The 26,133-nt window shown below is 42.5% G+C and carries 27 protein-coding genes; 21 read left to right on the plus strand and 6 right to left on the minus strand.

Going from position 1 to position 26,133, the window contains the following annotated elements; translation table 11 throughout:
• The first annotated feature begins 307 nt into the window (after nt 1–307).
• Complete coding sequence (locus ABS917_RS16325; RefSeq protein ID WP_350480002.1) at nt 308–763, plus strand: nucleotide-binding protein; 456 nt, start codon at nt 308–310, stop codon at nt 761–763.
• Nucleotides 764–919: 156 nt separating this feature from the next.
• Here the strand turns inward: ABS917_RS16325 and ABS917_RS16330 are convergent, their stop codons facing one another.
• On the minus strand, nt 920–1,096 hold the full coding sequence (locus ABS917_RS16330; protein WP_008406370.1) for a hypothetical protein: 177 nt from the start codon (nt 1,094–1,096) through the stop codon (nt 920–922).
• 146 nt (nt 1,097–1,242) lie between these two features.
• On the minus strand, nt 1,243–1,854 hold the full coding sequence (locus tag ABS917_RS16335; protein WP_350480003.1) for a spore coat protein: 612 nt from the start codon (nt 1,852–1,854) through the stop codon (nt 1,243–1,245).
• 98 nt (nt 1,855–1,952) lie between these two features.
• On the opposite strand from ABS917_RS16335, the gene ABS917_RS16340 reads away from it, so the two are divergent.
• The 12 genes from ABS917_RS16340 to ABS917_RS16395 all read left to right on the plus strand — a co-directional run bounded on the left by ABS917_RS16340 (nt 1,953) and on the right by ABS917_RS16395 (nt 15,399).
• Nucleotides 1,953–2,543, plus strand: coding sequence for a LemA family protein (locus ABS917_RS16340; RefSeq protein WP_014822790.1), 591 nt, complete (start codon nt 1,953–1,955; stop codon nt 2,541–2,543).
• A gap of 57 nt (nt 2,544–2,600) precedes the next feature.
• Nucleotides 2,601–3,374, plus strand: coding sequence for a TPM domain-containing protein (locus tag ABS917_RS16345; RefSeq protein WP_350480004.1), 774 nt, complete (start codon nt 2,601–2,603; stop codon nt 3,372–3,374).
• A 678-nt stretch (nt 3,375–4,052) separates the two neighbouring features.
• Nucleotides 4,053–4,286, plus strand: a complete 234-nt coding sequence (locus ABS917_RS16350; protein ID WP_350480005.1) for a glutaredoxin family protein — start codon at nt 4,053–4,055, stop codon at nt 4,284–4,286.
• Between the two features lie 137 nt (nt 4,287–4,423).
• Complete coding sequence (locus tag ABS917_RS16355) at nt 4,424–5,485, plus strand: sugar-binding transcriptional regulator (protein ID WP_350480006.1); 1,062 nt, start codon at nt 4,424–4,426, stop codon at nt 5,483–5,485.
• A gap of 66 nt (nt 5,486–5,551) precedes the next feature.
• Entirely contained in the window at nt 5,552–6,565 is a 1,014-nt protein-coding gene (gap, locus tag ABS917_RS16360) for a type I glyceraldehyde-3-phosphate dehydrogenase (RefSeq protein WP_350480007.1), read from the plus strand.
• A 285-nt stretch (nt 6,566–6,850) separates the two neighbouring features.
• Entirely contained in the window at nt 6,851–8,035 is a 1,185-nt protein-coding gene (locus ABS917_RS16365; protein ID WP_350480008.1) for a phosphoglycerate kinase, read from the plus strand.
• Nucleotides 8,036–8,163: 128 nt separating this feature from the next.
• A complete protein-coding gene (gene tpiA, locus ABS917_RS16370; protein ID WP_350480009.1) occupies nt 8,164–8,925 on the plus strand; it encodes a triose-phosphate isomerase in 762 nt (253 codons plus the stop codon).
• Complete coding sequence (gpmI, locus tag ABS917_RS16375) at nt 8,918–10,459, plus strand: 2,3-bisphosphoglycerate-independent phosphoglycerate mutase (RefSeq protein WP_350480010.1); 1,542 nt, start codon at nt 8,918–8,920, stop codon at nt 10,457–10,459. Before tpiA ends, gpmI begins: the two co-directional genes overlap by 8 nt.
• A gap of 76 nt (nt 10,460–10,535) precedes the next feature.
• Nucleotides 10,536–11,828, plus strand: coding sequence for a phosphopyruvate hydratase (eno, locus tag ABS917_RS16380; RefSeq protein WP_350480011.1), 1,293 nt, complete (start codon nt 10,536–10,538; stop codon nt 11,826–11,828).
• 555 nt (nt 11,829–12,383) lie between these two features.
• A complete protein-coding gene (locus ABS917_RS16385; RefSeq protein WP_350480012.1) occupies nt 12,384–12,965 on the plus strand; it encodes a TetR/AcrR family transcriptional regulator in 582 nt (193 codons plus the stop codon).
• A gap of 463 nt (nt 12,966–13,428) precedes the next feature.
• Complete coding sequence (locus tag ABS917_RS16390; RefSeq protein ID WP_350480013.1) at nt 13,429–14,844, plus strand: DHA2 family efflux MFS transporter permease subunit; 1,416 nt, start codon at nt 13,429–13,431, stop codon at nt 14,842–14,844.
• A gap of 351 nt (nt 14,845–15,195) precedes the next feature.
• The gene (locus ABS917_RS16395; protein WP_350480014.1) at nt 15,196–15,399 is read left to right on the plus strand and encodes a phosphomannomutase; all 204 of its coding nucleotides are present in this window, start codon (nt 15,196–15,198) and stop codon (nt 15,397–15,399) included.
• A 56-nt stretch (nt 15,400–15,455) separates the two neighbouring features.
• On the opposite strand, the gene ABS917_RS16400 is transcribed toward ABS917_RS16395, so the two are convergent.
• Nucleotides 15,456–15,743, minus strand: coding sequence for a transposase (locus ABS917_RS16400; protein WP_350480015.1), 288 nt, complete (start codon nt 15,741–15,743; stop codon nt 15,456–15,458).
• Nucleotides 15,744–15,776: 33 nt separating this feature from the next.
• Entirely contained in the window at nt 15,777–16,706 is a 930-nt protein-coding gene (locus ABS917_RS16405) for a nuclease-related domain-containing protein (protein ID WP_350480016.1), read from the minus strand.
• Nucleotides 16,707–16,859: 153 nt separating this feature from the next.
• On the opposite strand from ABS917_RS16405, the gene ABS917_RS16410 reads away from it, so the two are divergent.
• A complete protein-coding gene (locus ABS917_RS16410) occupies nt 16,860–17,153 on the plus strand; it encodes a hypothetical protein (RefSeq protein WP_350480017.1) in 294 nt (97 codons plus the stop codon).
• Between the two features lie 63 nt (nt 17,154–17,216).
• Here the strand turns inward: ABS917_RS16410 and ABS917_RS16415 are convergent, their stop codons facing one another.
• Both ABS917_RS16415 and ABS917_RS16420 read right to left on the minus strand, forming a co-directional pair.
• Nucleotides 17,217–17,828, minus strand: coding sequence for a hypothetical protein (locus ABS917_RS16415; RefSeq protein WP_350480018.1), 612 nt, complete (start codon nt 17,826–17,828; stop codon nt 17,217–17,219).
• Nucleotides 17,825–18,469 (minus strand): phosphate starvation-inducible protein PhoH, encoded by a 645-nt coding sequence (locus ABS917_RS16420; RefSeq protein WP_350480019.1) that lies wholly within the window; start codon nt 18,467–18,469, stop codon nt 17,825–17,827. Before ABS917_RS16420 ends, ABS917_RS16415 begins: the two co-directional genes overlap by 4 nt.
• A gap of 180 nt (nt 18,470–18,649) precedes the next feature.
• Here ABS917_RS16420 and ABS917_RS16425 point away from each other — a divergent pair, with 180 nt between their 5' ends.
• The 7 genes from ABS917_RS16425 (at nt 18,650) to smpB (ending at nt 26,089) form a co-directional block, all read left to right on the plus strand.
• Nucleotides 18,650–19,780: an ABC transporter substrate-binding protein gene (locus tag ABS917_RS16425; protein WP_350480020.1), complete on the plus strand. Its 1,131-nt coding sequence runs from the start codon at nt 18,650–18,652 to the stop codon at nt 19,778–19,780.
• A gap of 14 nt (nt 19,781–19,794) precedes the next feature.
• Complete coding sequence (locus ABS917_RS16430; protein ID WP_350480021.1) at nt 19,795–20,796, plus strand: FecCD family ABC transporter permease; 1,002 nt, start codon at nt 19,795–19,797, stop codon at nt 20,794–20,796.
• Nucleotides 20,793–21,638, plus strand: coding sequence for an ABC transporter ATP-binding protein (locus ABS917_RS16435; RefSeq protein WP_350480022.1), 846 nt, complete (start codon nt 20,793–20,795; stop codon nt 21,636–21,638). Before ABS917_RS16430 ends, ABS917_RS16435 begins: the two co-directional genes overlap by 4 nt.
• A gap of 114 nt (nt 21,639–21,752) precedes the next feature.
• Nucleotides 21,753–21,980, plus strand: coding sequence for a preprotein translocase subunit SecG (gene secG / locus ABS917_RS16440; protein WP_008408959.1), 228 nt, complete (start codon nt 21,753–21,755; stop codon nt 21,978–21,980).
• Nucleotides 21,981–22,162: 182 nt separating this feature from the next.
• Entirely contained in the window at nt 22,163–22,909 is a 747-nt protein-coding gene (locus ABS917_RS16445; protein WP_350480023.1) for an alpha/beta hydrolase, read from the plus strand.
• A gap of 237 nt (nt 22,910–23,146) precedes the next feature.
• Complete coding sequence (gene rnr, locus ABS917_RS16450) at nt 23,147–25,555, plus strand: ribonuclease R (protein WP_350480024.1); 2,409 nt, start codon at nt 23,147–23,149, stop codon at nt 25,553–25,555.
• Nucleotides 25,556–25,624: 69 nt separating this feature from the next.
• Complete coding sequence (gene smpB, locus ABS917_RS16455; protein ID WP_251690278.1) at nt 25,625–26,089, plus strand: SsrA-binding protein SmpB; 465 nt, start codon at nt 25,625–25,627, stop codon at nt 26,087–26,089.
• Nucleotides 26,090–26,133: the final 44 nt, after the last annotated feature.

Below are 26,133 nucleotides of genomic sequence, written 5' to 3' on the forward strand. Positions count from 1 at the left end.
CGATGAGAATCTGGAAGGAGCTTTCGTTACGTTTATCAATCCAGCAACTCATGAGGAGCGTTTACTGCATATTAAAATGGCAGACACAAGAAAATATTTCTCCAGTAAACTGTTGGAACAATTGAGCAGTTGAAAATTTAGAGCGGCAGGCGCATTTCCTAACGGGATGCGCATTTTTTATTTATTAATTACATGAGAAAATTTATAATAAAGGCATATTTCGACATGGAAACACATATTTTGAAACAGAACAAGTGGATGCACCAGTTGAATCCAGAAAAATTTCTGATCGAAGTGGAGGGTTTTTATGGGTGAAGGGAAAGGCACATTTCAGAAATGGAGGAAGAAAGTCAACAAGAAGGTGACAACGCTTAGCAGTAAAACGTCTTTTGCGGTTGACCGGTCCAAACTGCGAAAACAAATCAATGGAATTGAAGAAGAAATTAAAGTGCTGAAACAGCAAATCGGGGAAATTGTCAATTTGAACCGCAACAGCCTGTTTTCGGTCAGCATGGTGAATTATCAGCTCGCGCAGATTGAGGCGAAAGAAAACACGATTGCGCAGCTGGAAAAAGATATTGAAGAATTAAATGAACTCAGTAAATTAGCGGGCGTCGAAGAGGAGGAAACAGTGCCCGACCTGAATGCAAAGCAAACGATTGACGATATTACGGCGTCATATATATACAATTGCGCCAACTGTAATGAATGCTACGATGAACCGAAAAAGTTTTGTGAAGAGTGTGGTTATAGCATGGGTTAGCGCTTATCGGTGAATCTGCGATAGGCTTTGAATGTAAAATACCGTTAAAAAATAAAGGGGGAAGTACAAATATAGAACGCCCAACTTTCTATACACTTTAGAAAGTTGGGCGTTTCTTTGTGGAAAAGCAGATTTCTTTATATCAGCTTTTCCTTATTACTTACGATGTTCTACAAGGTCAATTGCCCCTAATACTATATGGGCAAGGCCGAAACCGAAAATGGTATTGGCAAGCATCTTGTTCGTACCGATTTTTTGTTTCATCGCATACCCCGTTGCAGTGACAGCTGAACCAAGTACAGTCGGAATTAAACCTTCACGAATATTTTTCATAAAAGCCCCTCCTTCATCGTAGTAGGTGAAACGAGCACCGTTCTTATTGTTTGTATATCCACCCGAAATATTTGTTGTAAATACTGGATGAATTATTTAAAAATTGAAACTATACAATGATTCGTTCGTATAGATTATTGGGCATACTAGTTAGGCATATTTTTCGCTTGATCTGCTTTGCCATACATATTGAGCATTGTGCTCATATCCTGCGGTGATAGTTGTGGTACTTGGTAATAGCCTTTTTTGTTTTGATACAGTGATAGTTCATATGCCATTTCGATGCAGTTTGGTACTGAATCTTGTAGCACGCGGCGTACTACCGGGTTTGTGCTTTCTAAAGCAGCACCTGTTTTTCCTGTAGCTCCAGCTTTATGGCAGCTAAGCAGGAAACCTGAAATAATGCCATCATTAATTTCGCTAGCTGAAGTGATCGGCTTTTTAGGCTCACCTGGTTTTAAGCCGTAAACAGTATCGTTGCCCATATTCATATTGTAGCTGCGTGTAGGGTGTTTTGGATCGTGACCTGTTTTAAAGGCTTCCACTGTAATATTATACTCATCAAGCATAAACGCATACTGGCGATCCATAATAGACAGAAGTTCACTATCTTGAACTTGGTCGCGAAGCAGGACGTATTGGTTTAATCCGCCGATCATTGCGCTTAGTACTTCATGAACATCCAGAATTTCGTGGGCACCATGATTTGTTGAAAGGGGCATTTGATTGTCTTGAGATTCAGATGATTGGGTAAACATTAATAAAAAACCTCCATAGTAAGATATTTCGTACGTTCTTATTGTGGAAACGAACAGTAATTTTATACGCATTTTTAAAAAAAGAGAGGATGGGGCAAATGTTTAAAAAAAATGAACGAGGCAGTGCAGTATTAGTCGCCCTTATTGCAATTGTTGCATTGATCGTCATTGCGGCAATGCTTGTCGTGCCAAAATACAACAAACTTGTAACAGGTGAAGAAACGGTGGATGCAGCATGGGCCCAAGTCGAAAACCAGCTGCAGCGTCGATTTGATTTAGTGCCAAACTTAGTAAATACAGTAAAAGGCTATGCGGAACATGAGGAAGAAATATTTACACAGATTGCAGATGCCCGTACACAATACGGGAATGCAAATACAGTAGAAGAAACGGCGGACGCAAATAATGAACTGTCTTCTGCATTATCCCGTTTACTCGTTGTAGTTGAAAACTATCCGAATTTAAAAGCGGATGTACAATTTACACGGTTAATGGATGAATTGGCAGGGACGGAAAATCGCCTAACGGTAGCGCGCAAAGATTATAATGACACGGTTCAGCAGTTTAATAATGATGTTCGCCGCTTCCCAGGAAACTTAATCGCGGGCATGTTCAGCTTTGAACAAAAAGACTACTTCGAAATTAAAGAAGGTGTGGAAGAAGCACCGGCTGTCGATTTTGGCGATTGATGATGGGAGTAATGAAGCAGTCGGCAATGACCGTAGCTTCTGAAAGGGGGACTGTATGTGAGGTTAGGGGTATCACTTCTTTTATGGTTAATGCTCGTACCACTCCAAGCGATGGCAGCTATACCGGATAAGCCGGCTTACAATTCTTACGTGTATGATTACGCGAACGTTCTGTCCGATGATGTGGAACAGAATCTGATCCAGTCGGCAAAAGCGCTTGAAGGTTCAACGGGAAATGTCGTTGTCATGATGACAATTGATACGATCGATGGAATGGATGCGTTTGAATTCGGTACGGAGACGATGCGCAGCTGGGGAATCGGTGATGAAGCACTCGATAACGGTATGCTCATATTTGCGACGACCGAGCAGGGGCCAGGGCAAAATGATGTATGGATAACGGTCGGTGGCGGTCTGGAAGGAGTTTATCCGGACGGAAAGCTCGGGGGCATGATCGATACGTATATGATGCCTTATCTAGCTGATGGTGATTATACGAATGCGTTCGCCAGTATCTTCTCCGCTTTTTATGAAGAAATGGGTGGTGAAGCAGGCGGCGCGGATCTAGTACAGCCTGTTGCGTCAAATGATGATGATGGGATTTCAATCGGTTTCATTATAATGATCATTATTATTTACTTCATTATTACGAAGTTTGGTGGTGGCGGTGGACCTGGTGGACGCCGACGCACAGCACGCCGTGTATACCGCAGTGGCGGTTTCGGTGGCTTTGGAGGAGGCGGCTTCGGCGGTGGCGGCGGTTCATCGGGCGGCTTTGGCGGCTTCGGTGGCGGCGGCTCATTCGGCGGAGGCGCAGGCAGGAAGTTTTAGGTTTAAGGGAAAGGCATCTCACTCTTTGCGGTGAGGTGCTTTTTCGTGGTGCGGGTGGTGGTTTTCTAATAATTTGGTACGATGTTCTAATAAAAGCGGCCGTTAAAAAGAGGTCAGCATTTTCGAATTATGTAAGCGAGAACTTCTAATAAGTTGGCGCGTTGTTCTAATAAATCCGAATAAGTTCTAATAAAACGCGGATCTTCTAATATAAGCGGCTGATGCTCAAATAAGTGGTCCGGAAGTTCTAATAAGTGTTCGAGAATTTCTAATAAGTTAGTCAGATGTTCTAATATAGCCGGGGAAGTTCTAATAAAAGCGGCAGATGACAAAGAAGTCCGCATTTCCTAATTAAGTAAGCGAGAACTTCTAATAAGTTGGCGTATTGTTCTAATAAACCCGGAAAAGTTCTAATAAAACTAGGATCTTCTAATATAAGCGGCTGATGTTCAAATAAGTGGTCCGGATCTTCTAATAAGCATTCGAGAACTTCTAATATGCCACCCGGATGTTCTAATATAGCCGGGGATCTTCTAATAAAAGCAGCCGGTGAAAATGAGGTAAGCATTTTCTAATAAGTTGGCGAGATGTTCTAATAAATCCGAAAATCTTCTAATAAAACACTACGCAACCACAACCATAATTCGCTATAATAATAAAAAAAGGGAGGAACTGCCAATGATTATCAAATTTTATTCAAAACCGGACTGCGGACTTTGCATTGAAGGACTTCATACATTAAAAATTGTGCAGGAAGACATCGACTTTACGATTGAGCACTATAATATAGAAGAAGACGATGAAGCCCATGAAAAGTATATGCTGATGATTCCGGTTGTTGAGTTTAACGGCGACGTTGTGCAATACGGGCAGCTCGATTATGCGACATTGTACGAGGCGCTGGTGGACTAGCATTGGTGCCTGTTCGCTATTTTTTGCGAGTAATTCCGTCATATAAGTTGCAAATCACTCCGGGTCGATCTATAATGAAGACAGAAATTCTTTTTTTTACCCCATGTGGGACACAAAATGTTTATGTGGGACATATATTGTCCAACTGGATAAATCGGGTAGGTGGTTTTTTGACGGATATTTCATTTTTTGCAGCTGAGCGTAAACTAATGCCTGAAATTGATGCTCTTTTTCAAAAGAGATTTCGAGTATTACAAGCAATTGCGACATTTAGCCCGATTGGAAGACGTGCTTTAGGAGAACAGCTTCAGATGACAGAGCGTGATATCCGGAATGAAACAACGGTCCTGAGCGAACAGCAATTGATCTTGATTCAAAAAAAAGGCATGATTTGCACGCCAAAAGGGTATGAAGTAATAGAACAGCTTTACGAACTGTATCGTGAGCTTTCCGGTATTGTAGCGATGGAACAGCAGCTTACAAACATCTTTGGCATCGCACGTGTCATCATTGTGCCAGGTGATGCCGAACAAGATGAATCGGTAAAGCAGCAGCTCGGTAAAGTTGCGGCACAAGTATTACAGCAAATCGCACCTGCCAAAGCCAAAATTGCGGTTACAGGCGGAAGCAGTGTTGCATCGATGAAGGAATATTTATCGGACTGCCCGGTGCTGAGCGACGCGAATTTTATTGCGGCACGCGGTGGTATGGGTGATGAGATGACATTCCAGGCGAATACAATTGTTTCGAAGTTTTCAAAAAGATGCGGGGCAACATACCGCACGTTGTTTTTGCCGGAGCATTTAAGTGAGCAGGCGTATGAAGCGATGAAGGATGAACCGATCATTCGGGAGATGATCGCACTTTATGAACAGGTGGACATCGTTATTCACGGAATTGGTGCAGCACAGGAAATGGCGCTTCGTCGTAAAAGTTCACAGCATGAGCAGCAGATACTTGAAGAAAAAGGCGCGGTTGCCGAAGCATTTGGCTACTATTTCAATGCAAACGGCGATACGGTCCATCATCTACGGACAATTGGAATCCAGCGTGATCAAGTAAATAAAGCGAAGCATGTTCTTGCCATTGCGGCAGGCAGAAATAAGGCAGCTGCGATTCAGGCGTATTTTAAAAATGCCGCATCGCAAACGATTTTGATTACAGATGAGCAAACCGCAAGTACAATTCTTAAAAATTAAACATGTTTTTAAAAGTATGATTTTACACATACTATTTTAATAATAAAGTTATTGGAGGAATTACACATGGCATTACAATTAGCAATCAATGGATTTGGACGAATCGGACGTTTAGTATTCCGTGAAGCAATGAAGCACGAGGAATTTGAAGTAGTTGCAGTAAATGATTTAACTGATGCGAAACAGCTTGCACATTTATTGAAATACGACTCAGTACATGGAGTGTATGATGCAGACGTTCAAGCAGAAGATGATGCATTTATCGTAAACGGCAAACGCATTCAAGTGCTTTCTGAAAAAGATCCTGCAAATTTACCATGGGGTGAACTTGGTGTAGATGTAGTTTTAGAATGTACAGGTAGATGGCGTTCAATGGAAGAAGTATCGAAACATATCGAAGCCGGCGCGAAAAAAGCAATCCTTTCTGCACCAGCACAAGGCGATATGCCAACATATGTAATGGGTGTTAACCATACGGAATATGACCCAGCGCAAAATGTTATTTCAAATGCTTCTTGTACAACAAACTGCTTAGCACCACTTGCGAAAGTGTTGGATGAAAAGTTCGGCATCAAACGCGGTATGATGACAACAATTCACTCTTATACAAATGACCAACGTATCCTTGACTTCCCGCACTCTGACCCACGTCGTGCACGTGCTGGCGCGGTATCAATGATACCGACAACTACTGGTGCAGCAATCGCGGTATCAAAAGTGTTGCCACAATTAAAAGGCAAATTGGACGGTTTCTCAATGCGTGTTCCAACACCGAACGTTTCATGTGTTGACTTAGTTGTTGAGTTGGAGAAAGACGTAACAAAAGATTCGATTAACGCAGCATTAAAAGAAGCGTCAGAAGGCGACTTAAAAGGCGTTCTTGCTTACAACGAATTACCATTAGTATCAATCGACTACAATGGTAACCCGGCTTCATCTACAATTGACGGTTTATCAACAATGGTAATGGAAGGTCGTATGGCGAAAGTCGTTTCTTGGTATGATAACGAAATCGGCTACTCAACTCGTTTAATGGACTTAGCTTTATATATCGCAGAACAAGGTATCGAAAAAGCATAATAATCCGATAAAATGTGACATACTTTTTCTAAATTAAAGAAAAAGTGTGACATATTAAAAGGAAATGGGCATAAAAAGTATAGCCTTTAATACATGTAAACCTTATAATAAATAAGGGTAAAAGAGCGGCAGGGACTCACCCGGACCGCTCTTTTTTCGGATATAAGGAAAATATACAAAACAGAGGCGATACCAAGACAGCCTTATCGAATTTTGTTACTATTTTAACTAGCGAGTATACGATCCACAATAATTGACGAACGAGTATGAAGGAGGATTTTCAGTATGTTTTTAAAGAAATCAATGAACGATGTAGATGTAAAAGGAAAACGCGTATTTGTGCGTGTCGATTTTAATGTGCCGATGGATGAGGGCCGCATTACCGACGAAACGCGTATTCGTGCAGCTATTCCAACAATTGAACAACTAGTAAACGCTGGAGCAAAAGTAATTTTAGCATCACATCTTGGCCGTCCAAAAGGCGAAGTAAATGAGGACATGCGCCTAACAGCAGTCGGCGAGCGTCTTTCGGAATTAATGGACAAGCCAGTCAAAAAATTGGATGAATCAATCGGTTCAGATGTAGAAGCGGCGGTTAACAATTTGCAAGAAGGCGAAATTATCCTGCTTGAAAATGTTCGTTTCCATAAAGGCGAAGAGAAAAACGACGAAGCATTGGCAAAAGAGTTTGCGAAATTAGCGGATCTTTATGTAAATGATGCGTTCGGCGCAGCTCACCGTGCACATGCTTCAACAGAAGGTATCGCAAAACATGTACCGGCTGTTTCAGGCTTATTAATGGAGAAAGAGCTAGACGTACTAGGTAAGGCATTATCAAATCCAGAGCGCCCGTTCACAGCAATTATTGGTGGAGCGAAAGTTAAAGATAAAATCGGTGTTATTGAAAACCTGTTGGATAAAGTGGATCACCTGATTATCGGTGGCGGTTTAGTATTTACGTTCGTCAAAGCGATGGGCCACGATATCGGGAAGTCATTGCTTGAAGAAGATAAAATCGAGCTGGCAAAAGGTTTCATCGAACAAGCGAAAGAAAAGGGCGTACAACTGCATATGCCGGTCGATGCTGTCGTAGCAAACGAGTTCTCTAAAGATGCGGAAACAAAAGTTGTGGCAATCGATGCAATTCCATCTGACTGGATGGGACTTGATATTGGACCGAAAACGGCTGAAAACTATGCAGAAGTCATTAAGCAATCAAAACTGATCATTTGGAACGGACCAATGGGTGTATTCGAAATGGAAAAATTCGCAAACGGTACAAAAACAGTTGCGGATGCAATGGCAACAACAGACGGCTACACAATTATCGGCGGCGGTGACTCAGCTGCTGCGGTAGAAAAATTCGAAGTCGCTTCGAAAATGGACCATATTTCAACAGGCGGCGGTGCTTCATTAGAGTTAATGGAGGGTAAAGAATTACCGGGAATTGTTGCGCTAAACGATAAATAAATAGTTTATAGGCTAAAATATCTGTTGAAGAGTTGTTGAAGCGAAGGCGGCTCGCCAGGGAAAAGCGAGCGCCTTGCTGAAATCAATGGCGATTACGAACAGAATCTTTTAAAAACGGAGGGTTTTGAATGAGAAAACCGATCATAGCAGGAAACTGGAAAATGTATAAGTCCTTTGATGAGGCAGTTGATTTTATCGAAGAAATCCAACAAGAGGTTCCTTCTCCGGATAAAGTCGATGCGGTCATCTGTGCACCTGCATTATATTTACCGACACTTGTCGTAGGGGCAGAAGATTCAAGCCTGGCAATTGGCGCGCAAAACATGCACTTTGAAGACGAAGGTGCATTCACAGGGGAAATCAGCCCGAAAATGCTTTCGAATGTCAATGTTGATTATGTTATTTTAGGGCATTCGGAGCGCCGTGAGCTATTCAATGAAACAGACGAAGCGATCAACAAAAAAGTCCGTGCTGCTCTTAATTACGGTATTGTACCGATTATTTGCTGCGGAGAAACATTGGAAGAGCGTGAAGCGGATCAAACCGAAGCAAAAGTAGCACGCCAAATTACAATGGCGTTGAAAGACTTTGCTCCAATTGAAGTAGAGCATATGGTCATTGCATATGAGCCAATCTGGGCAATCGGAACAGGGAAAACAGCTACTGCAGAAGATGCGAATACAGTATGCTGCGCAATCCGTCTTGCGGTTGAAACATTATACGGAAAAGATACAGCTGAAAAAGTGCGTATTCAATACGGCGGTAGTGTAAAGCCTGAAAACATTGAAGAGCTTTTATCACAAGAGCATATCGATGGCGCATTAGTAGGAGGAGCAAGCCTACAACCAGCATCATTCATGAAATTATTGGAGGCGGCAGCAAATGCCTAAACAACCCGTTGCATTAATTATTTTGGACGGCTTTGCCTTTCGCGATGAAGTAAAAGGTAATGCCGTAGCACAAGCAAACAAACCGAATTTTGACCGTTACTGGCATGCATATCCACATGCGACTTTAACAGCAAGTGGGGAAGCAGTAGGTCTACCGGAAGGTCAAATGGGGAACTCTGAAGTTGGACACTTAAATATCGGGGCTGGACGTATTGTGTACCAGTCCCTGACACGTATTCATAAATCGATCCGTGACGGCGATTTCTTCCGCAACGAATCATTTCTGGCGGCTGTTGAACATGCAAAAGCACATGGTTCGAAGCTCCATTTAATGGGTCTGCTTTCAGATGGCGGTGTTCATAGCCACTATGAGCATCTTTTTGCCTTGTTAAAATTGGCGAAAGCAAATGGTCTTGAGCAAGTATATGTTCACGGTTTCCTTGATGGACGTGATGTCGGTCCAACGACAGCACTTGGATATATTCTTGAAACAGAAAAACAGATGAAGGAAATCGGGATCGGGAAGTTCGCATCGATTCATGGTCGCTATTATGCAATGGACCGTGACCGCCGCTGGGAACGTGTCAGCTTAACGTACAATGCATTGGTTGACGGAATCGGTCAAACAGCTTCAACTGCAACAGCAGGTGTCCAGTCTTCGTATGAACGTGAACTGCATGATGAATTCGTTGTGCCGTTTGTCGTGACAGAAGAAGGCCGTCCTGCCGCAACGATCAGCTCGAATGATGCGGTCATTTTCTTCAACTTCCGTCCGGACCGTGCGATTCAATTATCTTCTTTACTTACTAATGAAAAGTTTGATGCAATGCCACGCTCTGAAAATCATCCGACGAATTTGAAATTCGTTACGTTTACACATTACAGTGATGATGTGGTAGCGGATGTGGCATACGAAAATGACAACTTAGTTAATACGGTCGGAGAAGTTATTTCAAAAGCAGGCAAAACTCAGCTGCGTATTGCGGAAACGGAAAAATATCCGCATGTCACGTTCTTTATGAGCGGTGGTCGTGAAGATACGTTTGCGGGTGAGGAGCGTATTTTAATCGCGTCTCCAAAAGTGGCGACATACGACTTGAAGCCTGAGATGAGTGCGTATGAAGTGACGGATTCATTACTGGAAGCTATTGCAGGAGAGAAGTTCGATGCGATCATTTTAAACTTTGCGAACCCGGATATGGTCGGACATTCAGGAATGCTTGAACCGACGATCAAAGCAATCGAAACGGTGGACGAGTGTCTAGGGAAAATTGTTGATGCGATTACTGCTAAAGGCGGTTATGCGATCATTACAGCTGACCATGGTAACTCGGATGAAGTAGTGACATTCGATGACAAACCGATGACAGCACATACCACAAACCCGGTACCGGTTATTGTAACGAAGCCTGGTGTTAAGCTTTATGAAGATGGCATCCTAGCCGATCTGGCACCGACAATGCTTGAATTACTTAATATTGCCCAACCTGCAGAGATGACAGGAAAATCGTTAGTTATGCCAAGCGAACAGTAATTGATCGCGCGGTTAATTATATAGCTTGTCCTTGTGCAAGCACCTACTAAATTTATCAATAGAGGAGTTTTTTATTATGCCATTCATTACTCAAGTATATGCTCGTGAAGTATTAGATTCTCGCGGTAACCCGACAGTGGAAGTAGAAGTATTCACAGAATCAGGCGCATTCGGCCGTGCAATCGTGCCATCTGGTGCTTCAACTGGTGAATATGAAGCAGTGGAATTACGTGATGGAGACAAAAGCCGTTACTTAGGTAAAGGTGTTGAAAAAGCGGTAGAAAACGTCAACACAATTATCGCGGAAGAGCTTGAAGGTCAATATTCTGTATTGGATCAAGTTGTGATCGACCAAGCGTTAATCGAACTTGATGGAACAGAAAACAAAGGTAAATTAGGTGCAAACGCAATTTTAGGTGTGTCAATGGCAGTAGCGCACGCAGCAGCTGACTACCTGGACATTCCTTTATACCAATACTTAGGTGGTTTCAACTCGAAGCAGTTACCAGTACCAATGATGAACATCCTAAACGGTGGAGCACACGCTGACAACAACGTGGACATCCAAGAATTCATGGTAATGCCAGTAGGTGCTAAATCTTTCAAAGAAGCATTACGTATGGGTACAGAAATCTTCCATAACTTAAAAACAGTATTAAAAGAAAAAGGCCACAACACAGCTGTAGGTGACGAAGGCGGATTCGCTCCAAACCTAGGTTCAAACGAGGAAGCAATCACTGTTATCATCGAAGCAGTTGAAAAAGCAGGCTACAAAATGGGCGAAGAAATCCGTTTAGCGATGGACGTTGCTTCTTCTGAGCTTTACAACAAAGAAACAGGCAAATACGTTTTAGCTGGTGAAGGCGTAGAAAAAACTTCTGAGGAAATGGTTGCTTGGTACGAAGAGTTAACTTCTAAATACCCAATCATCTCAATCGAAGACGGTTTAGACGAAAACGACTGGGCTGGCCACAAGCTACTAACAGAGCGTATCGGTGACCGCGTACAATTAGTTGGTGACGATCTGTTCGTAACAAACACAACGAAATTATCTCGTGGTATCGAAGAAGGCGTTGGCAACTCAATCTTAATCAAAGTAAACCAAATCGGTACTTTAACAGAAACATTTGAAGCAATCGAAATGGCAAAACGCGCTGGCTACACAGCAGTTATTTCTCACCGTTCAGGCGAATCAGAAGACAACACAATCGCTGACATCGCTGTTGCTACAAACGCAGGCCAAATCAAAACTGGTGCACCATCTCGTACGGACCGCGTTGCGAAGTACAACCAATTACTACGCATCGAAGACCAATTAGGCGCAACTAGCCGTTTTGAAGGGCTAAAATCTTTCTACAATATTAAATAATTGTATTACTATTGGATTGGGCACTCGCTTTTTGGCGGGTGCTTTTTTGTTTTGTGGGTTGGTATTTTTATTAGAAGAAATGTATCGGTTATTAGAAGAAATCTTGGTGATATTAGAAGAACCGGCTAGGATATTAGAAGTTCTGTGAATTTGAGGTGGAGAGAGGCCGGATTTGCCGGTGAGGGCCGTTAAATTTTGTGAAAAAAAGCCGGACCATGATTTTAATAGAACAATAGAGTGTTTTATTAGAAAATGGCGACAGGATATTAGAACAAGTAAAAGCTTTATTAGAACTTCCGGAGCACTTATTAGCACAATGGGCACTTATATTAGAAAATCAGCAATATATTCGAACAAATAAATTTATATTAGAACATTTCGAATTATATTAGAAAATCCGGGAAGATGTGCGGCCAGATTTATTGAAAATTTGTGAACGTTTGCATTCGGTTATTAAATAAGCGATAGAATATGTGTTATGTTTAAGCTATGCAAATTTAACGGCACACACTTGGTTGAAATTAGACCAGTTGTTATAGATGGTGAGGGAACGGTATGTCTAATCAAACGAAAGACAAAATTTTAGAAACAGCGACGCGGTTGTTTTACTTTCAAGGTTTTCACGGGACGGGCTTAAATCAGATTATAAAAGAATCGGGATCACCAAAAGGGTCGCTGTATCACTATTTTCCTGAAGGGAAAGAGCAGCTTGCCGAAGAAGCAATTGTATTGTCAAAACGGCGGATCGGCGCGGTTATTCAGCATTATATGAACGAGTTCGAGGATGTGGGGGTTGCACTGAATGCCCATATTTTAGCGATGGCTGATTTATTTGATCTGGACAATGGACTTGAAGATTCCTATACGATGATGCCATTTGGGCTACTTGCGGCGGAATCGGCATTTATGAATGAGCGTTTGCGGAAAGTATGCGGTGATACGTATAAGTACTGGGAATCTATTTATTACACAAAATTGATCGCAAACGGGTTCGGTGATGAAGCCGCTGTCACGCTAAGTAAAGCGGTAAGCGCGATGATTGAAGGGGCCGTTACACTGTCATTGTCCCAGCGTACAAATGAACCGCTATTAAACATAAGCAAAGTCATCCCTGCGTTACTTGCGCAGTATAAGTAAAGGCTTGTCCGGAATGTGATTATCCGGACAGGCTTTTGTGCTGTTGTGGAGAGAAAGAGGTTGTTCACAATTACCGTAAATTTCGTATTAAGTGTGTGGGAAACTATTGCAAAATCATTGTTTATCATAGCAATGGATATGAAATCGTTTGCAAAGGTTGATGTAGCAAGGTTCTTATTATATCTCTCCAGATTTTATCGTAAAGATGCAATCGTTTTCACGAAAATATGTAAATAAATGTCTACGAAAGATAGGCCCAGTTAAGGTTAAAACTGGATAATGTTTGTTCACAATTATAACGACTGGTCTAATATTTTCAGCTTATGTCATTGAATTTTCCTGAAAAAATTTGATATATTTTAAAGCGTGCTGTTTGAAGCTTTCGTTATATAACAGCAAAAAGCATGATACGAAGCAATTATCATCTTTCATAAATGAGTCTTATAAAATTGGAGGAACAAAAATGACAGCACCTATTTTCAATGTGAAAAGCCCAAAAGGAATGGCCGCTGTTCTGATGATCAGTACATTCGTTGGTTTATTTGGTGAAACGGCATTAAACATGGCGTTAACAAATATTATGGATGACTTCGGTGTATCAGCCGCATCAGCCGCATGGTTAACAACAGGCTACTTATTAGTATTAGCCGTATTAGTTCCGTTATCATCTTATTTAGTACGCTGGTTTACAACACGTCAATTAGTAGTGACGGCAGTTGTCTTCGCGGTGATCGGTTCATTAATGGGAGCATTGGCACCGAAGTTTGCGGTATTACTGGCAGGTCGTTTCGTACAAGCACTTGCAACAGGTATTATTTTACCGTTAATGTTCAGTGTCGTAATGCTGATTTTCCCTGTACAAAAGCGCGGTGCCGTAATGGGGATCGTCGGGATTATCTTAACTGCAGGTCCGGCACTAGGTCCATCAATCGCAGGTTTAATCGTATCTTCATTAAGCTGGAGATATATTTTCTGGATCATGGTCGTTATTTATGCACTTGTAATCGTTTTAGCACTATCGAAAGTGGACAATGTATCAAACGTAACACGACCAAAAATTGATTTATTATCATTGGTAGCTTCTACATTAGGTTTCGGTGGTGTTGTATTCGCGTTAGCAACATTAGCCGAGCAATCAATTTCAAAACCAATCGTTTGGGTACCACTTGTCGTTGGTTTAGTATTATTAGTAGTATTCGGCGTTCGCCAAACAAAAATGGACGAGCCGATGATCGACTTATCGGTATTCAAGTCACCGATGTTCTCTTTAGGTGTAGCCTTAATGGTCGCAACAATGTTCATGATTCTTTCAGTGGCGATTTTAGTGCCGATGTTCCTGAAAACAGTATTAGGTTTCGCTGCATTAACAGCAGGCTTATGCATGTTGCCGGGTAACATTTTAAATATCATCATGTCACCAATCGTTGGGACAAACTTCGATAAAATCGGAGCGAAAATCTTTACACGTATCGGGTTTACGATGATTTTAGTGTCGATGATTGTATTCTTAACAACAATTTCAGCAACAACAGCAACTTGGATTATCATTGTTAACTTATGTGTATTCTTCGTCGGAGTATCGATGACAATCATGCCAGCACAAACGAATGCGATGAACTCATTAGCACCTCAAAAATTCGCTGACGGTTCAGCAGCGTTAAACACATTAACGCAAATCGCCGGTGCTTCAGGTACAGCGATTGCCATTACAATGTTCACAATCGGTCAGCAAAACTACATCGAAAAATTCAGCAATGCCTTGCCGGCAGAATTTTTAGCGTACGGTGTCCATTCAGCGTTCATCGTCGTGACAGTCGTTTCGGTATTAGGTTTAGTGGGATCGTTCTTCGTGAAGAACAGCAAGCCGGTTGGAAATTAATTTAATAGCTATGAATTAACTGCTCAGATTTACAGTTAATCGTTTATGGGACAGCATCGGGGGATTTTGCCGGTGCTGTTTTTTGTTGGGGGTGGCGAGGCGAGGCGAGGCGAGGATTTTATTAGAACAATTGTGCCGGTTATTAGAAGTAGTACGGGGGATATTAGAAGTTCCTTGAATTTGAGGTGCAAAAGATCTTTTATTGTCGGTGAAATAGGTGGGGAGATAGCGTGCCGTGATTTATTAGAACAATTGAGTGGGTTATTAGAAGAAAGCCGGGTGATATTAGAAGAACTGGGATGGATATTAGAAGTTCCGTGAATTTTAAGTGTAGGAGAGGATTTATTCCGTATGGAAAGGGCCGGGAGAAAGCTTGCTTGGAATTTATTAGAACATTTAAGTCGCTTATTAGAAAATGGCAGCACGATATTAGAAGAAGTAGATACTTTATTTGAACATCTGGAACTTTTATTAGAACAAATCGCACTTATATTAGAAAATCGCCAAATTATTAGAACAAATAAATTTATATTAGAACTTTTTGGGATATATTAGAAAATCACATGCAATGACAAGCCCCCCACGTACGGAATGTGGGGGTACCTCGCGTCTTAACGTTCAATGTCCGAAAATCCTCGAATCGCTTTTCTCAAGATTTCATTCTCTTCTTCCAATGCGCGTATTTTCTTTTCGTATGCTGCCGTTATTTTTTCCGCTTCACTTTCTGACACCAAGCCTGTCAGTGACTCACGGTATTCTTTCACCCATCGATGAACGGTTGAAGGGCCTGCATCATATTGACCAGCAATGTCGGAAACCTGTGCACCTTCTTCTGCAACAGATTTTATAATGAGCTCTTTAGATGCCGAATCCAATCGCGTACGGTTCTTTTTTTCCATTATATTCGTCACGTCCTTTTCTATATTGTACAACTATTCAAACTTTTCCGGAATCATATAATATGTTCCTTTATTCACCCCATGCTTCTCCAAACCGGCTCTTGCCAACAGTTTCGAAGCAATATGGATACACGAAATATTAAAAAACTCACGGAACTCTTTATTCGTTATGCGGGGACCGACTAAAATTCGGTATTGCAGAAAAGTTTCATACAACGCTTCTTTACTTTTCCCTCCGCAAACCTGACAAATAAAATAGCCTTGCCTATATTGCATTTCATTGACATAATCGCACTCCTTGCAAAGAACACCATTACGTAGCCGGTGCCTTTCAATAGTTCGGCGAGGGGGAAGCTGTTCGTAAAGCTGTTCCAATTGGTTTTGCAGAAAAGTAATGTTTGCTCGAGAATTGGGATGCTGCCTATACAGTTTTTCGATAAATCTCGGGATGCCGCTCATATGCATGATCGGGAAATTAGATAGGGAATGGTCGAGTGTTGCGCGGTGATTTGCGAGCACGACGATGTGGTAAACGGGAATGGAGATTTGCCATACTTTAAATTGATGCTCCAAAAAAAGCTGGTGGCGGTATGCCTGATCAAACGGGTTCGGGAAGTTTTCGCTGACATTATCGTGGACGCGGGAAAATTCATGGAGGGCGGATTTGTAGAAAAGGGTGCCGGACATTTGTTTTACTTCCATGACGACAACAAAATGCGGCGTAATAAGCAAAGCGTCCATTTGATGGGTAAAACCTTTTGAATTGATGCATTCGAAATTATAAAAAATATGGGAAGGGGATTTAAAATGATAGTCCGAGAGCAGCCGTTTCAGCTTTTGTTCTCCTGATAAGCCGGCCTCCAATCGGTAAAATTCCTGTTCGATTGCAGGTGCGTCCAAATCATTCATTTTCATGCGATTCAACAATGTTTTGACAAATACATAATGCCTTGATTGCTGCACGATTTTCACCTCCTCATTTCACTATAGCGAATGGAAACCTGAAAGAAAATACAATGCCTGAAAATATCTTTTTGGGGTGAAAAATCAGAAAAGATGTTTTTCTTTTATAAATCGGGGAAACATAAAGCATACACCAAAGGAGGCTATTACATTATGAAACTTAAAAAGACACCTACTCTGATGATGACGTTATTACTATCATTATCGCTTGCGGCATGTAATGATGAAGATGATACGAACATCGACAACAATGTGGATGACGGTACTGATGACGGCCTAATGGAGGACAACACTGATGATACGAATGTTGAATTAGATGTTGATGGCGACGACAACAACGACAACACTGATGACAACTTAGATGACAACAAAGACGATAACACAGACGACAACACTGATGGCACTGTTGATGATAATACTGATGAAGATGACAAGAGCAACGACTAATCAAAACGTATAAAAAGCATGGCGCCCGTATTAAATTACGGGTACCATGCTTTTTTCATTTCCTTAAATTTCCCCGAAAGCTAACCACGGGAAGAAGCCGTCAATAAATTTCTCCGTTGCCGGCATGAAGTATGAGCCGAAATGGAAGTCCGGGTCAAGTGTCGTTACGATCCAAGTGCCTTTTGAGCTGACTTTGTCGACATACAGTAATGAACCGCCATCCTTCATATCGATCAGTGACTGCATGCCTTCCTGTAAGTGGAATACGCCGTGCTGATGCCATGTGCAGCTAGCTTCATCCAGAAAACCGTCACGGAATAACGGGTATTCCGGTGCAACCATACGTAAGCCGCTGTCCGCATCTTTTTCAAGCCACCACCAGAAGTTCGTCGGGCGTGTTTCCCAGTTTTGGCCCGGAATCCATTGCCATGGTTGAGGTCCGAATGCTACGACAACACCGCCGTTATCCGCAAAGCGACGGATTGCAGGTGCTGCTTCCAGCAATAATTTGTTGTGCAATTGTGAAGGAACAATCACTACGTCCATTCCTTCCAAATCTTCTTCGACAAAGCGTGGTAAATAGATGATTTTCTCGAAGTACTGCTTGAATTTCGGTGTATTGAATGTCACGTAATGAGGCGCGTGACCACTATATAATACAGCTATTTTTCTCATGCTTCAGATCCTTCTTTCAAACGTAGTAATTCTTGATCGAGCCAAGCTAAAAACTGTGGAGCGATCAGTTGAGTCGAGTTTTCACCTGTTGCGTACGTCAGGAAATCACGGCAAGATGCTGCGACAACCGTTCCTTTTGTTGCTGTGCGGTCAATGAAAACGATCGGTGTGCCGTCCGTAAACTGCAGTACGATTTCTGATTCCTTGTTGACTACGGGATGCGAGCCGCGCGCATAGAAGCCGGAAACGCCTTTACGGTATGTAAGCTCCATCATATTAACTCCTTCATAAAAAGTACCTTCAGCTGCAGGCTCCATTACATAATCCGCGTGCGACTTAATTTCTTTTGGCATGAACAGCCCGGCACCTGGCAGCCAAGGACGGAAAATATGTGTGTTTGCAATAATAATTTTCCCCCCATTCAGGAAGTTTTCAATGACTTGTTTGTGCTCGTGAAGATGTTCCTGATCGATAAAGTCCGTTACGACCATCACATTGAACCCGGAAAGGTCGGCAGTCGAAATTTCATACTGATCGATGAATGTTACATGGTCCATTGGTTCATTAGAGACGTTCATAGCACGTCCCTCTAAGCTGAATGCATGTCCGCCATCCAGTTTTACAATTTTATATTCAGACATAAAAATCTCCTTTAATCCTGTAAATTTAATTAATTGATACAAATTCTCATTTGGGAACCTATTTCTTATTGACACTGAAAATCATTATCAATTATACTCAATCTCGAATAGAAATCAAATAATATTTTATTAAAATAATAAATTTCGTGAAAAACGAAAGATATTTAAGGAGAGAAAACAATGGTAGGACGTAAGGCAATTTTGACAACGCTTGCACTCGCTTCAATGGCACTAGCAGCATGTTCAGATAATGAGGCAACAAATTCAGCTTCGGGTGGAGAGGTTGAAACGACAGCGGAAGAGAAAATCGTCATTGATCAGGCGGGTACAGAAGTAACGATTCCTGCAAAAGTGAACTCGATTGTATCAGGCGGGATTTTACCGTACTTCCATACATGGTATGTCGCAACAAACTCGGCAAAAGAAATCGTAGGAATGCACCCGAACTCTTACAATGCAGCGGAAAACTCGATTTTATCGAAAATGGCTCCGGAAATTTTGGATGCGGATACATCATTCGTACAAAACGGAGAAATGAATGTTGAGGAATTAATGAAAATTAACCCGGATGTGTTCTTTGAAATTTCAACAGATGAAAAATCAATCGAGCAGGCTCGTGCTGCAGGTATCAACACGGTAGCGATTAAAGCAATTGACGCAGCTGCAGCAGAGCCACTTGCAACATTCAACAGCTGGTTAAAACTGACGGGTGAAATTGCGAGCACAACAGATCGTGCGGACCAATTTATCGAAATCGGTACCGATGTACAAAACGAAATTTATGAAAAAATCGATGGCTTGAAAGCGGAAGAGAAACCGAATGCGCTTATGTTGTATCAATTATCCGAGCAGGCAATCACAGTTGGCGGTAAAAATTTCTTCGGGAATCAATGGCTGAACGCAACAGGTGCGAATGACGTTGCGGAAAGCGAAGTAACAGGGCGCAAAGATGTGAACATGGAGCAAATCTACAACTGGAATCCGGAAATCATCTATATTACGAACTTCACGGAAATCCAGCCGGAAGATCTGTATAACAACACAATACCAGGTCAGGACTGGAGCGAAGTGGAAGCGGTGAAAAACAAGCAAGTGTATAAAATTCCGTTGGGTATTTATCGCTGGTTCCCGCCAAGTGGCGATGCACCGTTAATGCTGAAATGGTTGGCAAACAACAACCAGCCTGAATTGTTCAATTATGATATGAACGCTGAAATTAAGAGTTACTATAAAGACTTTTACGGATATGACGTAACGGACGAAGAAGTAGAGCAGATTCTGCACCCATCTTCTGACGCTGCGAAGTATTAGAACGAGGGACTGTCATGAAAAAATGGAAAAGTATTTTACTGTGGGTATTGCCGCTCGTACTTGCGATTGCTTCACTTGGCATCGGCCGGTTTGAAGTCGATTTTGTAACGGTCGTGAAAATCCTCGGTTCGCATATTTTTCCGATAGAAGAAACGTGGACGCAAATGGAATATAACGTAGTCATGACCGTTCGGCTGCCGCGTATTATCCTCGCACTATTGATCGGTGCGGGGCTTTCCATTTCAGGTGCTGCATTCCAGGGGATGTTCGCCAATCCATTAGTGAGCGCGGATATTTTAGGGGTCGCAGCGGGTGCCGGTTTTGGTGCTTCTATCGGAATTTTACTATTTGGCAATGGTTATGTAACACAAGGTTTTGCGCTGGTCTTTGGTTTAGCGGCCATCGCGTTTACGTATATGATTGGCGGGTCCGGACGCAATATGCCGATCTTTATGCTCGTACTCGCAGGGGTTGTGACAAGTGCGTTGTTTAATGCATTGATTTCGTTAACGAAGTTTGTGGCAGACCCGGAAGAAAAGCTGCCTGCGATTACGTATTGGCTGATGGGAAGTTTAGGGACAGCTTCTTACCGGGATTTATGGACAGCAGGACCGATTATTTTAGTCGGGATGTTTATTTTACTTGCACTGCGCTGGCGCATTAACTTACTGACATTGCCGGATGATGAGGCGAAGTCGTTAGGGATCAATGTGGTACGCATGAAGTGGCTCGTTATTGCAGGGGCGACACTTTGTACAGCGGCAGCCGTTGCTGTTGCCGGGATTGTCGGCTGGGTCGGTTTGATTATTCCGCATATCGCAAGGATGTTTGTCGGCAGCAATAATGAACGTGTACTGCCGATGTCGATTGCACTGGGTGGTGCGTATTTGCTCATTATCGATACATTGGCCCGTTCGGTGACAGCGGCGGAGATTCCGTTGTCGATCTTAACGGCGATTGTCGGGGCACCATTCTTTGCTTATCTTTTACGTCGTACAGGAGGTAGCTGGTCATGAAAATAGAAGTACGTGAAGGCAACTTCTGCTATGCGAAAAAGAAGGAAGTGAAGCCGTTCATTTATGAATCGAACATTAGCTTTACGCTGGAGCCGGGCAAGATTATGGCAATACTCGGTCCGAACGGCGCAGGGAAAACGACGCTGTTAAAATGCATTACCGGCTTGCACGACTGGCGGGTTGGTGAAACATTGATCGATGATTTGCCGCTTCCGAAAGTTTCGCAAAAGGAATTATGGAAGAAAATCGGCTACGTTCCGCAGGCGCATAAAATGGTGTTCGGCTTTTCGATTGAAGACTTGGTTGTGATGGGACGTGCTCCGTATATCGGCTCGTTGTCAAAGCCGCGTAAGGAGGACTACGAAAAAGCACATGCAGCATTAAATGAAGTCGGCATTGTGCACTTGGCGAAAAAGTCATGCAATGAAGTGAGTGGCGGGGAGCTGCAGCTGGCATTAATTGCACGGACGCTCGTATCGAATCCGGAAATTTTAATATTGGATGAACCGGAGTCGCATCTGGATGTGCAAAAGCAGGTTGTCATTCTGGAAACATTAAAACGCTTATCAAAAGAGCATAATATTTCATGCATTATAAACACGCACTATCCGAACCACGCTTTTTACTTGGCGGATCAAGTATTGATAATCGCAAAAGAGAAAAAGGCGGTGATCGGTGCTGTTCATGAAGTGATGACCGAATCGCGGATGAAGGAGTACTTCAATATTGAACTGCGCAAACTGATTTTTGAAGAAGCGGATCTGTTATTTGAAACGATGGTACCGCTCGCATTGGCGGCGAAACGAGATATTAGCGAGTGTCGTTTTAATAATTTTGAATAAGAGTGGATATTGTTGGATAAAATATGATGTTCATTTCCAAGAAATATTGTAATGGCTTGCTCATTTTGATATACTATTTTGTATTGTGACGTCCATACTTAGGAGGTGGAGCAAATGCATACGTTATTTACAGTATTACTTATTATCGTAGCTATAGCCTTAATCGTTGTTGTATTATTACAATCAGGTAAAAGCGCTGGTTTATCAGGTGCCATCTCTGGTGGAGCTGAGCAACTATTCGGTAAACAGAAAGCTCGTGGAATGGATCTAGTCCTGCACCGCACAACAATCGTTCTTTCTGTTGCATTCTTCGTATTAGCATTAGCGATTACGAAATTCTAATCGACTGAAAATTAGATTGAAATTAAACGCCTAACCAAGCATTTAATGCTAGGTTGGGCTTTTTCTTTTAGTGTGGCAGGAAACGAAGTATAATAGAAGAAAGAAATGAAAAGTTTTCCACGATTCAATGGTGTGATTGAATCATATCTTTCATATTATTCAATAAGACAGGAGCCTCGCGTATGAAATCAGCTTTGTCTTCACCGTTCTTCTTTCAGGCAGGACCGAGAGCGGTTTTATTATTACATGGTTTTACAGGTAGTTCGGCAGATGTGCGGATGCTTGGACGCTTTTTGGAAAAGCACGGCTACACATCGCTTGCCCCACATTACAAAGGACATGGTGTTCCGCCGGAAGAACTGATTGTCTCAAATCCCGAAGAATGGTGGCAAGATGTAAAAAACGGGTATACACAATTAAAAGAGGCAGGCTATGAAGAAATCGCCGTTGCAGGATTATCGCTCGGTGGCGTATTTTCACTCAAGCTTGCGACAAGTCATCCGGTGAAAGGCGTTGTTACGATGTGCTCGCCGATGACGATGCGCACGACAGACATTATGTTTGAAGGCGTACTTGAATATGCAAAACAATATAAAAAACAACAAGGTAAAAGTGAACAGGAAATTGAATTAGAGATTGAAGCGATCAAGCAGCAAGGAATGAAGTCATTACCAGAACTGCAGCAATTGATTTACGATGTACGAGAGACAATCGACTTACTGTATGCGCCGATTTTGGTGATCCAAGCGCGCAACGACAAAGTGATCAACCCCGATTCAGCCAATATTATTTATGACACCGTCGAATCGATCGACAAAAAAATCAGCTGGTATGAGCATTCGGGCCATGTCATCACACTCGACAAAGAAAAAGACCAGCTTCATGAAGAAGTTCTCACGTTTTTAAATTCGTTAGATTGGATAGTCTAATGGTGTGAATAAATTTTTGTTTTTTACGAAAGTTTGTAATTTGGAATTTTTCTAGTGGATTGGAGTGTAGGCGGCGACTCCTACGGGAATAGCACGACGCCTGAGACTACAGGCTCAGGCCGTGCCCGTGGAAAGCGTCCGCCGAAACGGAAATCCACGGGTGCTAAACGAAAAGTTAATTCCAAGAGCCAAGATCGTAAGAAACTTTATTTTCTGTTCAAAGGAGGGAAATAATACATGACACAACAAAATGAATTACAACAGCGCGTCCTCGATATGATGAAGGACGATGGCTATAAACCGATGACCGTATCGGAAATTGAAGATGTACTTGAATTAGAAGAAGCGGATGAGTTCCGTGAGTTAGTGAAAACACTCGTAAAAATGGAAGCACAAGGACTTATCGTCCGCTCCCGTTCAAATCGCTACGGTTTACCGGAACGCATGAACTTACTGCGCGGCCGCTTTATCGGGAACGCCAAAGGATTCGGTTTCGTCGCACCGGAAGAACAAGGCATGGACGATATTTTCATCCCGGCACACGAAGTTAATGGTGCACTGAATGAAGATACCGTGCTCGTACGTGTATTAAAAGAACAATCAGGTGACCGCCGTGAAGGGACGATCGTAAAAATCGTCGAACGCAGCAAAACATCATTTGTAGGTACATACCAGGCAAATCGCGGTTTTGGTTTTGTCGTTACAGATGATAAGAAATTGAATATGGATATCTTTATCGCAAAAGAGGATGCAATGGGTGCGGTCGACGGACATAAAGTCGTTGTAGAAGTAACGCACTGGCCAGATGCGACGAAATCTGCGACAGGGATGATCACGAAAATTTTAGGTCATAAAAATGATCCAGGTGTGGACATTTTATCGATTCTTTATAAATATGATATTCCGCCAGAATTCCCGCAAGAGGTTGTTCAAGCGGCAGTTGATGTACCGGATGAGATTACCGAACAGGATTTAGTCGGACGTCGTGACCTGCGCAATGAAGTGATCGTGACTATCGATGGTGCCGATGCGAAAGACTTGGATGATGCTGTAACAGTCGTGAAAAATGACAACGGCACATACAAGCTTGGCGTACACATTGCCGATGTCAGCTATTATGTGACACAAGGCTCTGTACTCGATCAGGAAGCATATGAACGTGCGACATCTGTTTATTTGACGGACCGCGTAATTCCGATGATTCCACACCGTTTATCGAACGGAATCTGTTCATTAAACCCACAGGTTGACCGTTTAACATTGTCATGCGAGATGACAATCGACCAAGCAGGGCAAGTTGTGAAGCATGAAATTTTCCAAAGTGTGATTAAAACGACGGAGCGTATGACTTATTCGGACGTTTATAACATTTTAGAGAATCCGGATGAAAACCCAGAATTAATGGAGCGCTACGAAAGCTTAGTGCCGATGTTCAGAGATATGGCCGATTTAGCGAAAATTCTACGCAATAAACGTATGTCACGCGGTGCGATTGACTTTGATTTCAAGGAATCGAAAGTGCTTGTTAATGAAGACGGCTGGCCGACTGACATCGTGTTACGCGAACGTACAGTAGCAGAGCGTCTGATCGAGGAGTTCATGCTTGCAGCGAACGAAACGATTGCCGAGCATTTCCACTGGATGGAGCTGCCGTTCTTATACCGTATTCACGAAGATCCAAAGCCGGAAAAACTGCAACGTTTCTTTGAGTTTGTTACAAATTTTGGTATTATGATAAAAGGTACAGGAAACTCGGTTCACCCGAAAGCATTACAGGAAGTTATTCGTTCGATTGAAGGTTTACCGGAAGAGCCGGTTATTTCAACGATGCTGTTACGTTCGATGCAGCAGGCGAAATATTATGCCGAGTCATTAGGCCACTTTGGTTTATCGACAGAGTTTTATACGCACTTCACATCACCGATACGTCGTTACCCGGACTTAATCGTCCATCGTTTAATTCGTACGTATTTAATTAATGGCGATACATCGAAGGAAACGGTAGTGCAATGGAGCGCGGTAATGGATGAAATTGCGGATCATACATCTGGTCGTGAGCGTCGTGCCGTTGAAGCAGAGCGTGATACGGATGCACTGAAAAAAGCGCAGTTCATGTCGGATAAAATCGGGGAAGAGTTTGAAGGGATCGTGTCATCGATTACGAACTTCGGTATTTTCGTAGAGCTTGAAAATACGGTGGAAGGTCTTGTTCATATTTCGAATATGACGGACGATTACTACCGTTTTGAAGACCGTCATATGATGATGATCGGTGAGCGTACTGGCCGCCAGTTCCGCATCGGGGATGAAGTGAAAATCCGTGTTGCGAACGTCGTGATCGAGGAATCTTCTGTCGACTTCGAAATCGTCGATATGGTGAGCAGCCCACGTCCGGCTCGTCGCCAAACATCGAAAGTAATCCATGCAGGTCGCCGAGAAGGCCGCAAAAAAGATGATGAGCGTACAGGTGAAAAGCGTGACCGCAAATCGCGCGGCGGAAGCAAGGCACGTCCTGAAAAAGCAAAACGTTCAGGCTCATCTGACCGTGATCCACGCGGCCGCCGTAAAGAAGGTAAATCAGGTGATAAGCCGAAGTTTTACGAAGGCATCGCAAAAGGGAAAAAGAAAAAAAGTAAAAAGAAATAGTAAGGTGTGAAGCTATGATGCATTTTCGGCATCATAGCTCTTAACCTTTAAAATAGAGGTGTAAAACGAATGGCAAAAGGCGCAGGTAAAGTTTTAGCTCAAAACAAAAAAGCGAGCCATGATTACTTCATAGAAGAAACAATTGAAGCAGGGATGGTACTGACAGGAACGGAGATTAAATCCGTACGTGGTGCCCGTGTCCAGCTGAAGGAAGCGTATATTAGTGTTACGGGTGGGGAAGCATGGGTAAAAAATATGCATATTTCGCCATTCGACCAAGGGAACCGCTACAATCATGACCCGTTACGCGAACGCAAGCTGCTCTTACATAAAAAACAAATCAGCGAATTAATTGGTGCCGTAAAACGTGACGGCTATACCATTGTTCCACTGAAAATGTATATTAAAGACGGCTATGCGAAGTTACTAATCGGTCTTGCAAAAGGTAAGAAAGATTACGATAAACGTCATGATATGAAGAAAAAAGAAGCGAAGCGTGATATGGAACGTGCTTTCAAGGACCGCCAGCAGTAAGCGAAAAATCCGTTATTTTAAACGGAATTTATAGATTGATCAAA

It is taken from the genome of Solibacillus sp. (genome assembly GCF_040273735.1).
In the GTDB taxonomy this organism is placed as follows: Bacteria; Bacillota; Bacilli; order Bacillales_A; family Planococcaceae; genus Solibacillus.

Coding starts and splice junctions, on each gene's coding strand:
- eno (WP_350480011.1), top strand. CDS start 10,536: ATGCCATTCATTACTCAAGTATATGCTCGTGAAGTATTAGATTCTCGC.
- ABS917_RS16410 (WP_350480017.1), top strand. CDS start 16,860: ATGAAACTTAAAAAGACACCTACTCTGATGATGACGTTATTACTATCA.
- tpiA (WP_350480009.1), top strand. CDS start 8,164: ATGAGAAAACCGATCATAGCAGGAAACTGGAAAATGTATAAGTCCTTT.
- ABS917_RS16335 (WP_350480003.1), bottom strand. CDS start 1,854: ATGTTTACCCAATCATCTGAATCTCAAGACAATCAAATGCCCCTTTCA.
- ABS917_RS16350 (WP_350480005.1), top strand. CDS start 4,053: ATGATTATCAAATTTTATTCAAAACCGGACTGCGGACTTTGCATTGAA.
- ABS917_RS16365 (WP_350480008.1), top strand. CDS start 6,851: ATGTTTTTAAAGAAATCAATGAACGATGTAGATGTAAAAGGAAAACGC.
- ABS917_RS16445 (WP_350480023.1), top strand. CDS start 22,163: ATGAAATCAGCTTTGTCTTCACCGTTCTTCTTTCAGGCAGGACCGAGA.
- ABS917_RS16385 (WP_350480012.1), top strand. CDS start 12,384: ATGTCTAATCAAACGAAAGACAAAATTTTAGAAACAGCGACGCGGTTG.
- ABS917_RS16420 (WP_350480019.1), bottom strand. CDS start 18,469: ATGTCTGAATATAAAATTGTAAAACTGGATGGCGGACATGCATTCAGC.
- ABS917_RS16390 (WP_350480013.1), top strand. CDS start 13,429: ATGACAGCACCTATTTTCAATGTGAAAAGCCCAAAAGGAATGGCCGCT.
- ABS917_RS16395 (WP_350480014.1), top strand. CDS start 15,196: ATGGAAAGGGCCGGGAGAAAGCTTGCTTGGAATTTATTAGAACATTTA.
- gpmI (WP_350480010.1), top strand. CDS start 8,918: ATGCCTAAACAACCCGTTGCATTAATTATTTTGGACGGCTTTGCCTTT.
- ABS917_RS16325 (WP_350480002.1), top strand. CDS start 308: ATGGGTGAAGGGAAAGGCACATTTCAGAAATGGAGGAAGAAAGTCAAC.
- ABS917_RS16330 (WP_008406370.1), bottom strand. CDS start 1,096: ATGAAAAATATTCGTGAAGGTTTAATTCCGACTGTACTTGGTTCAGCT.
- rnr (WP_350480024.1), top strand. CDS start 23,147: ATGACACAACAAAATGAATTACAACAGCGCGTCCTCGATATGATGAAG.
- ABS917_RS16430 (WP_350480021.1), top strand. CDS start 19,795: ATGAAAAAATGGAAAAGTATTTTACTGTGGGTATTGCCGCTCGTACTT.
- smpB (WP_251690278.1), top strand. CDS start 25,625: ATGGCAAAAGGCGCAGGTAAAGTTTTAGCTCAAAACAAAAAAGCGAGC.
- ABS917_RS16400 (WP_350480015.1), bottom strand. CDS start 15,743: ATGGAAAAAAAGAACCGTACGCGATTGGATTCGGCATCTAAAGAGCTC.
- ABS917_RS16340 (WP_014822790.1), top strand. CDS start 1,953: ATGTTTAAAAAAAATGAACGAGGCAGTGCAGTATTAGTCGCCCTTATT.
- ABS917_RS16435 (WP_350480022.1), top strand. CDS start 20,793: ATGAAAATAGAAGTACGTGAAGGCAACTTCTGCTATGCGAAAAAGAAG.
- gap (WP_350480007.1), top strand. CDS start 5,552: ATGGCATTACAATTAGCAATCAATGGATTTGGACGAATCGGACGTTTA.
- ABS917_RS16425 (WP_350480020.1), top strand. CDS start 18,650: ATGGTAGGACGTAAGGCAATTTTGACAACGCTTGCACTCGCTTCAATG.
- secG (WP_008408959.1), top strand. CDS start 21,753: ATGCATACGTTATTTACAGTATTACTTATTATCGTAGCTATAGCCTTA.
- ABS917_RS16415 (WP_350480018.1), bottom strand. CDS start 17,828: ATGAGAAAAATAGCTGTATTATATAGTGGTCACGCGCCTCATTACGTG.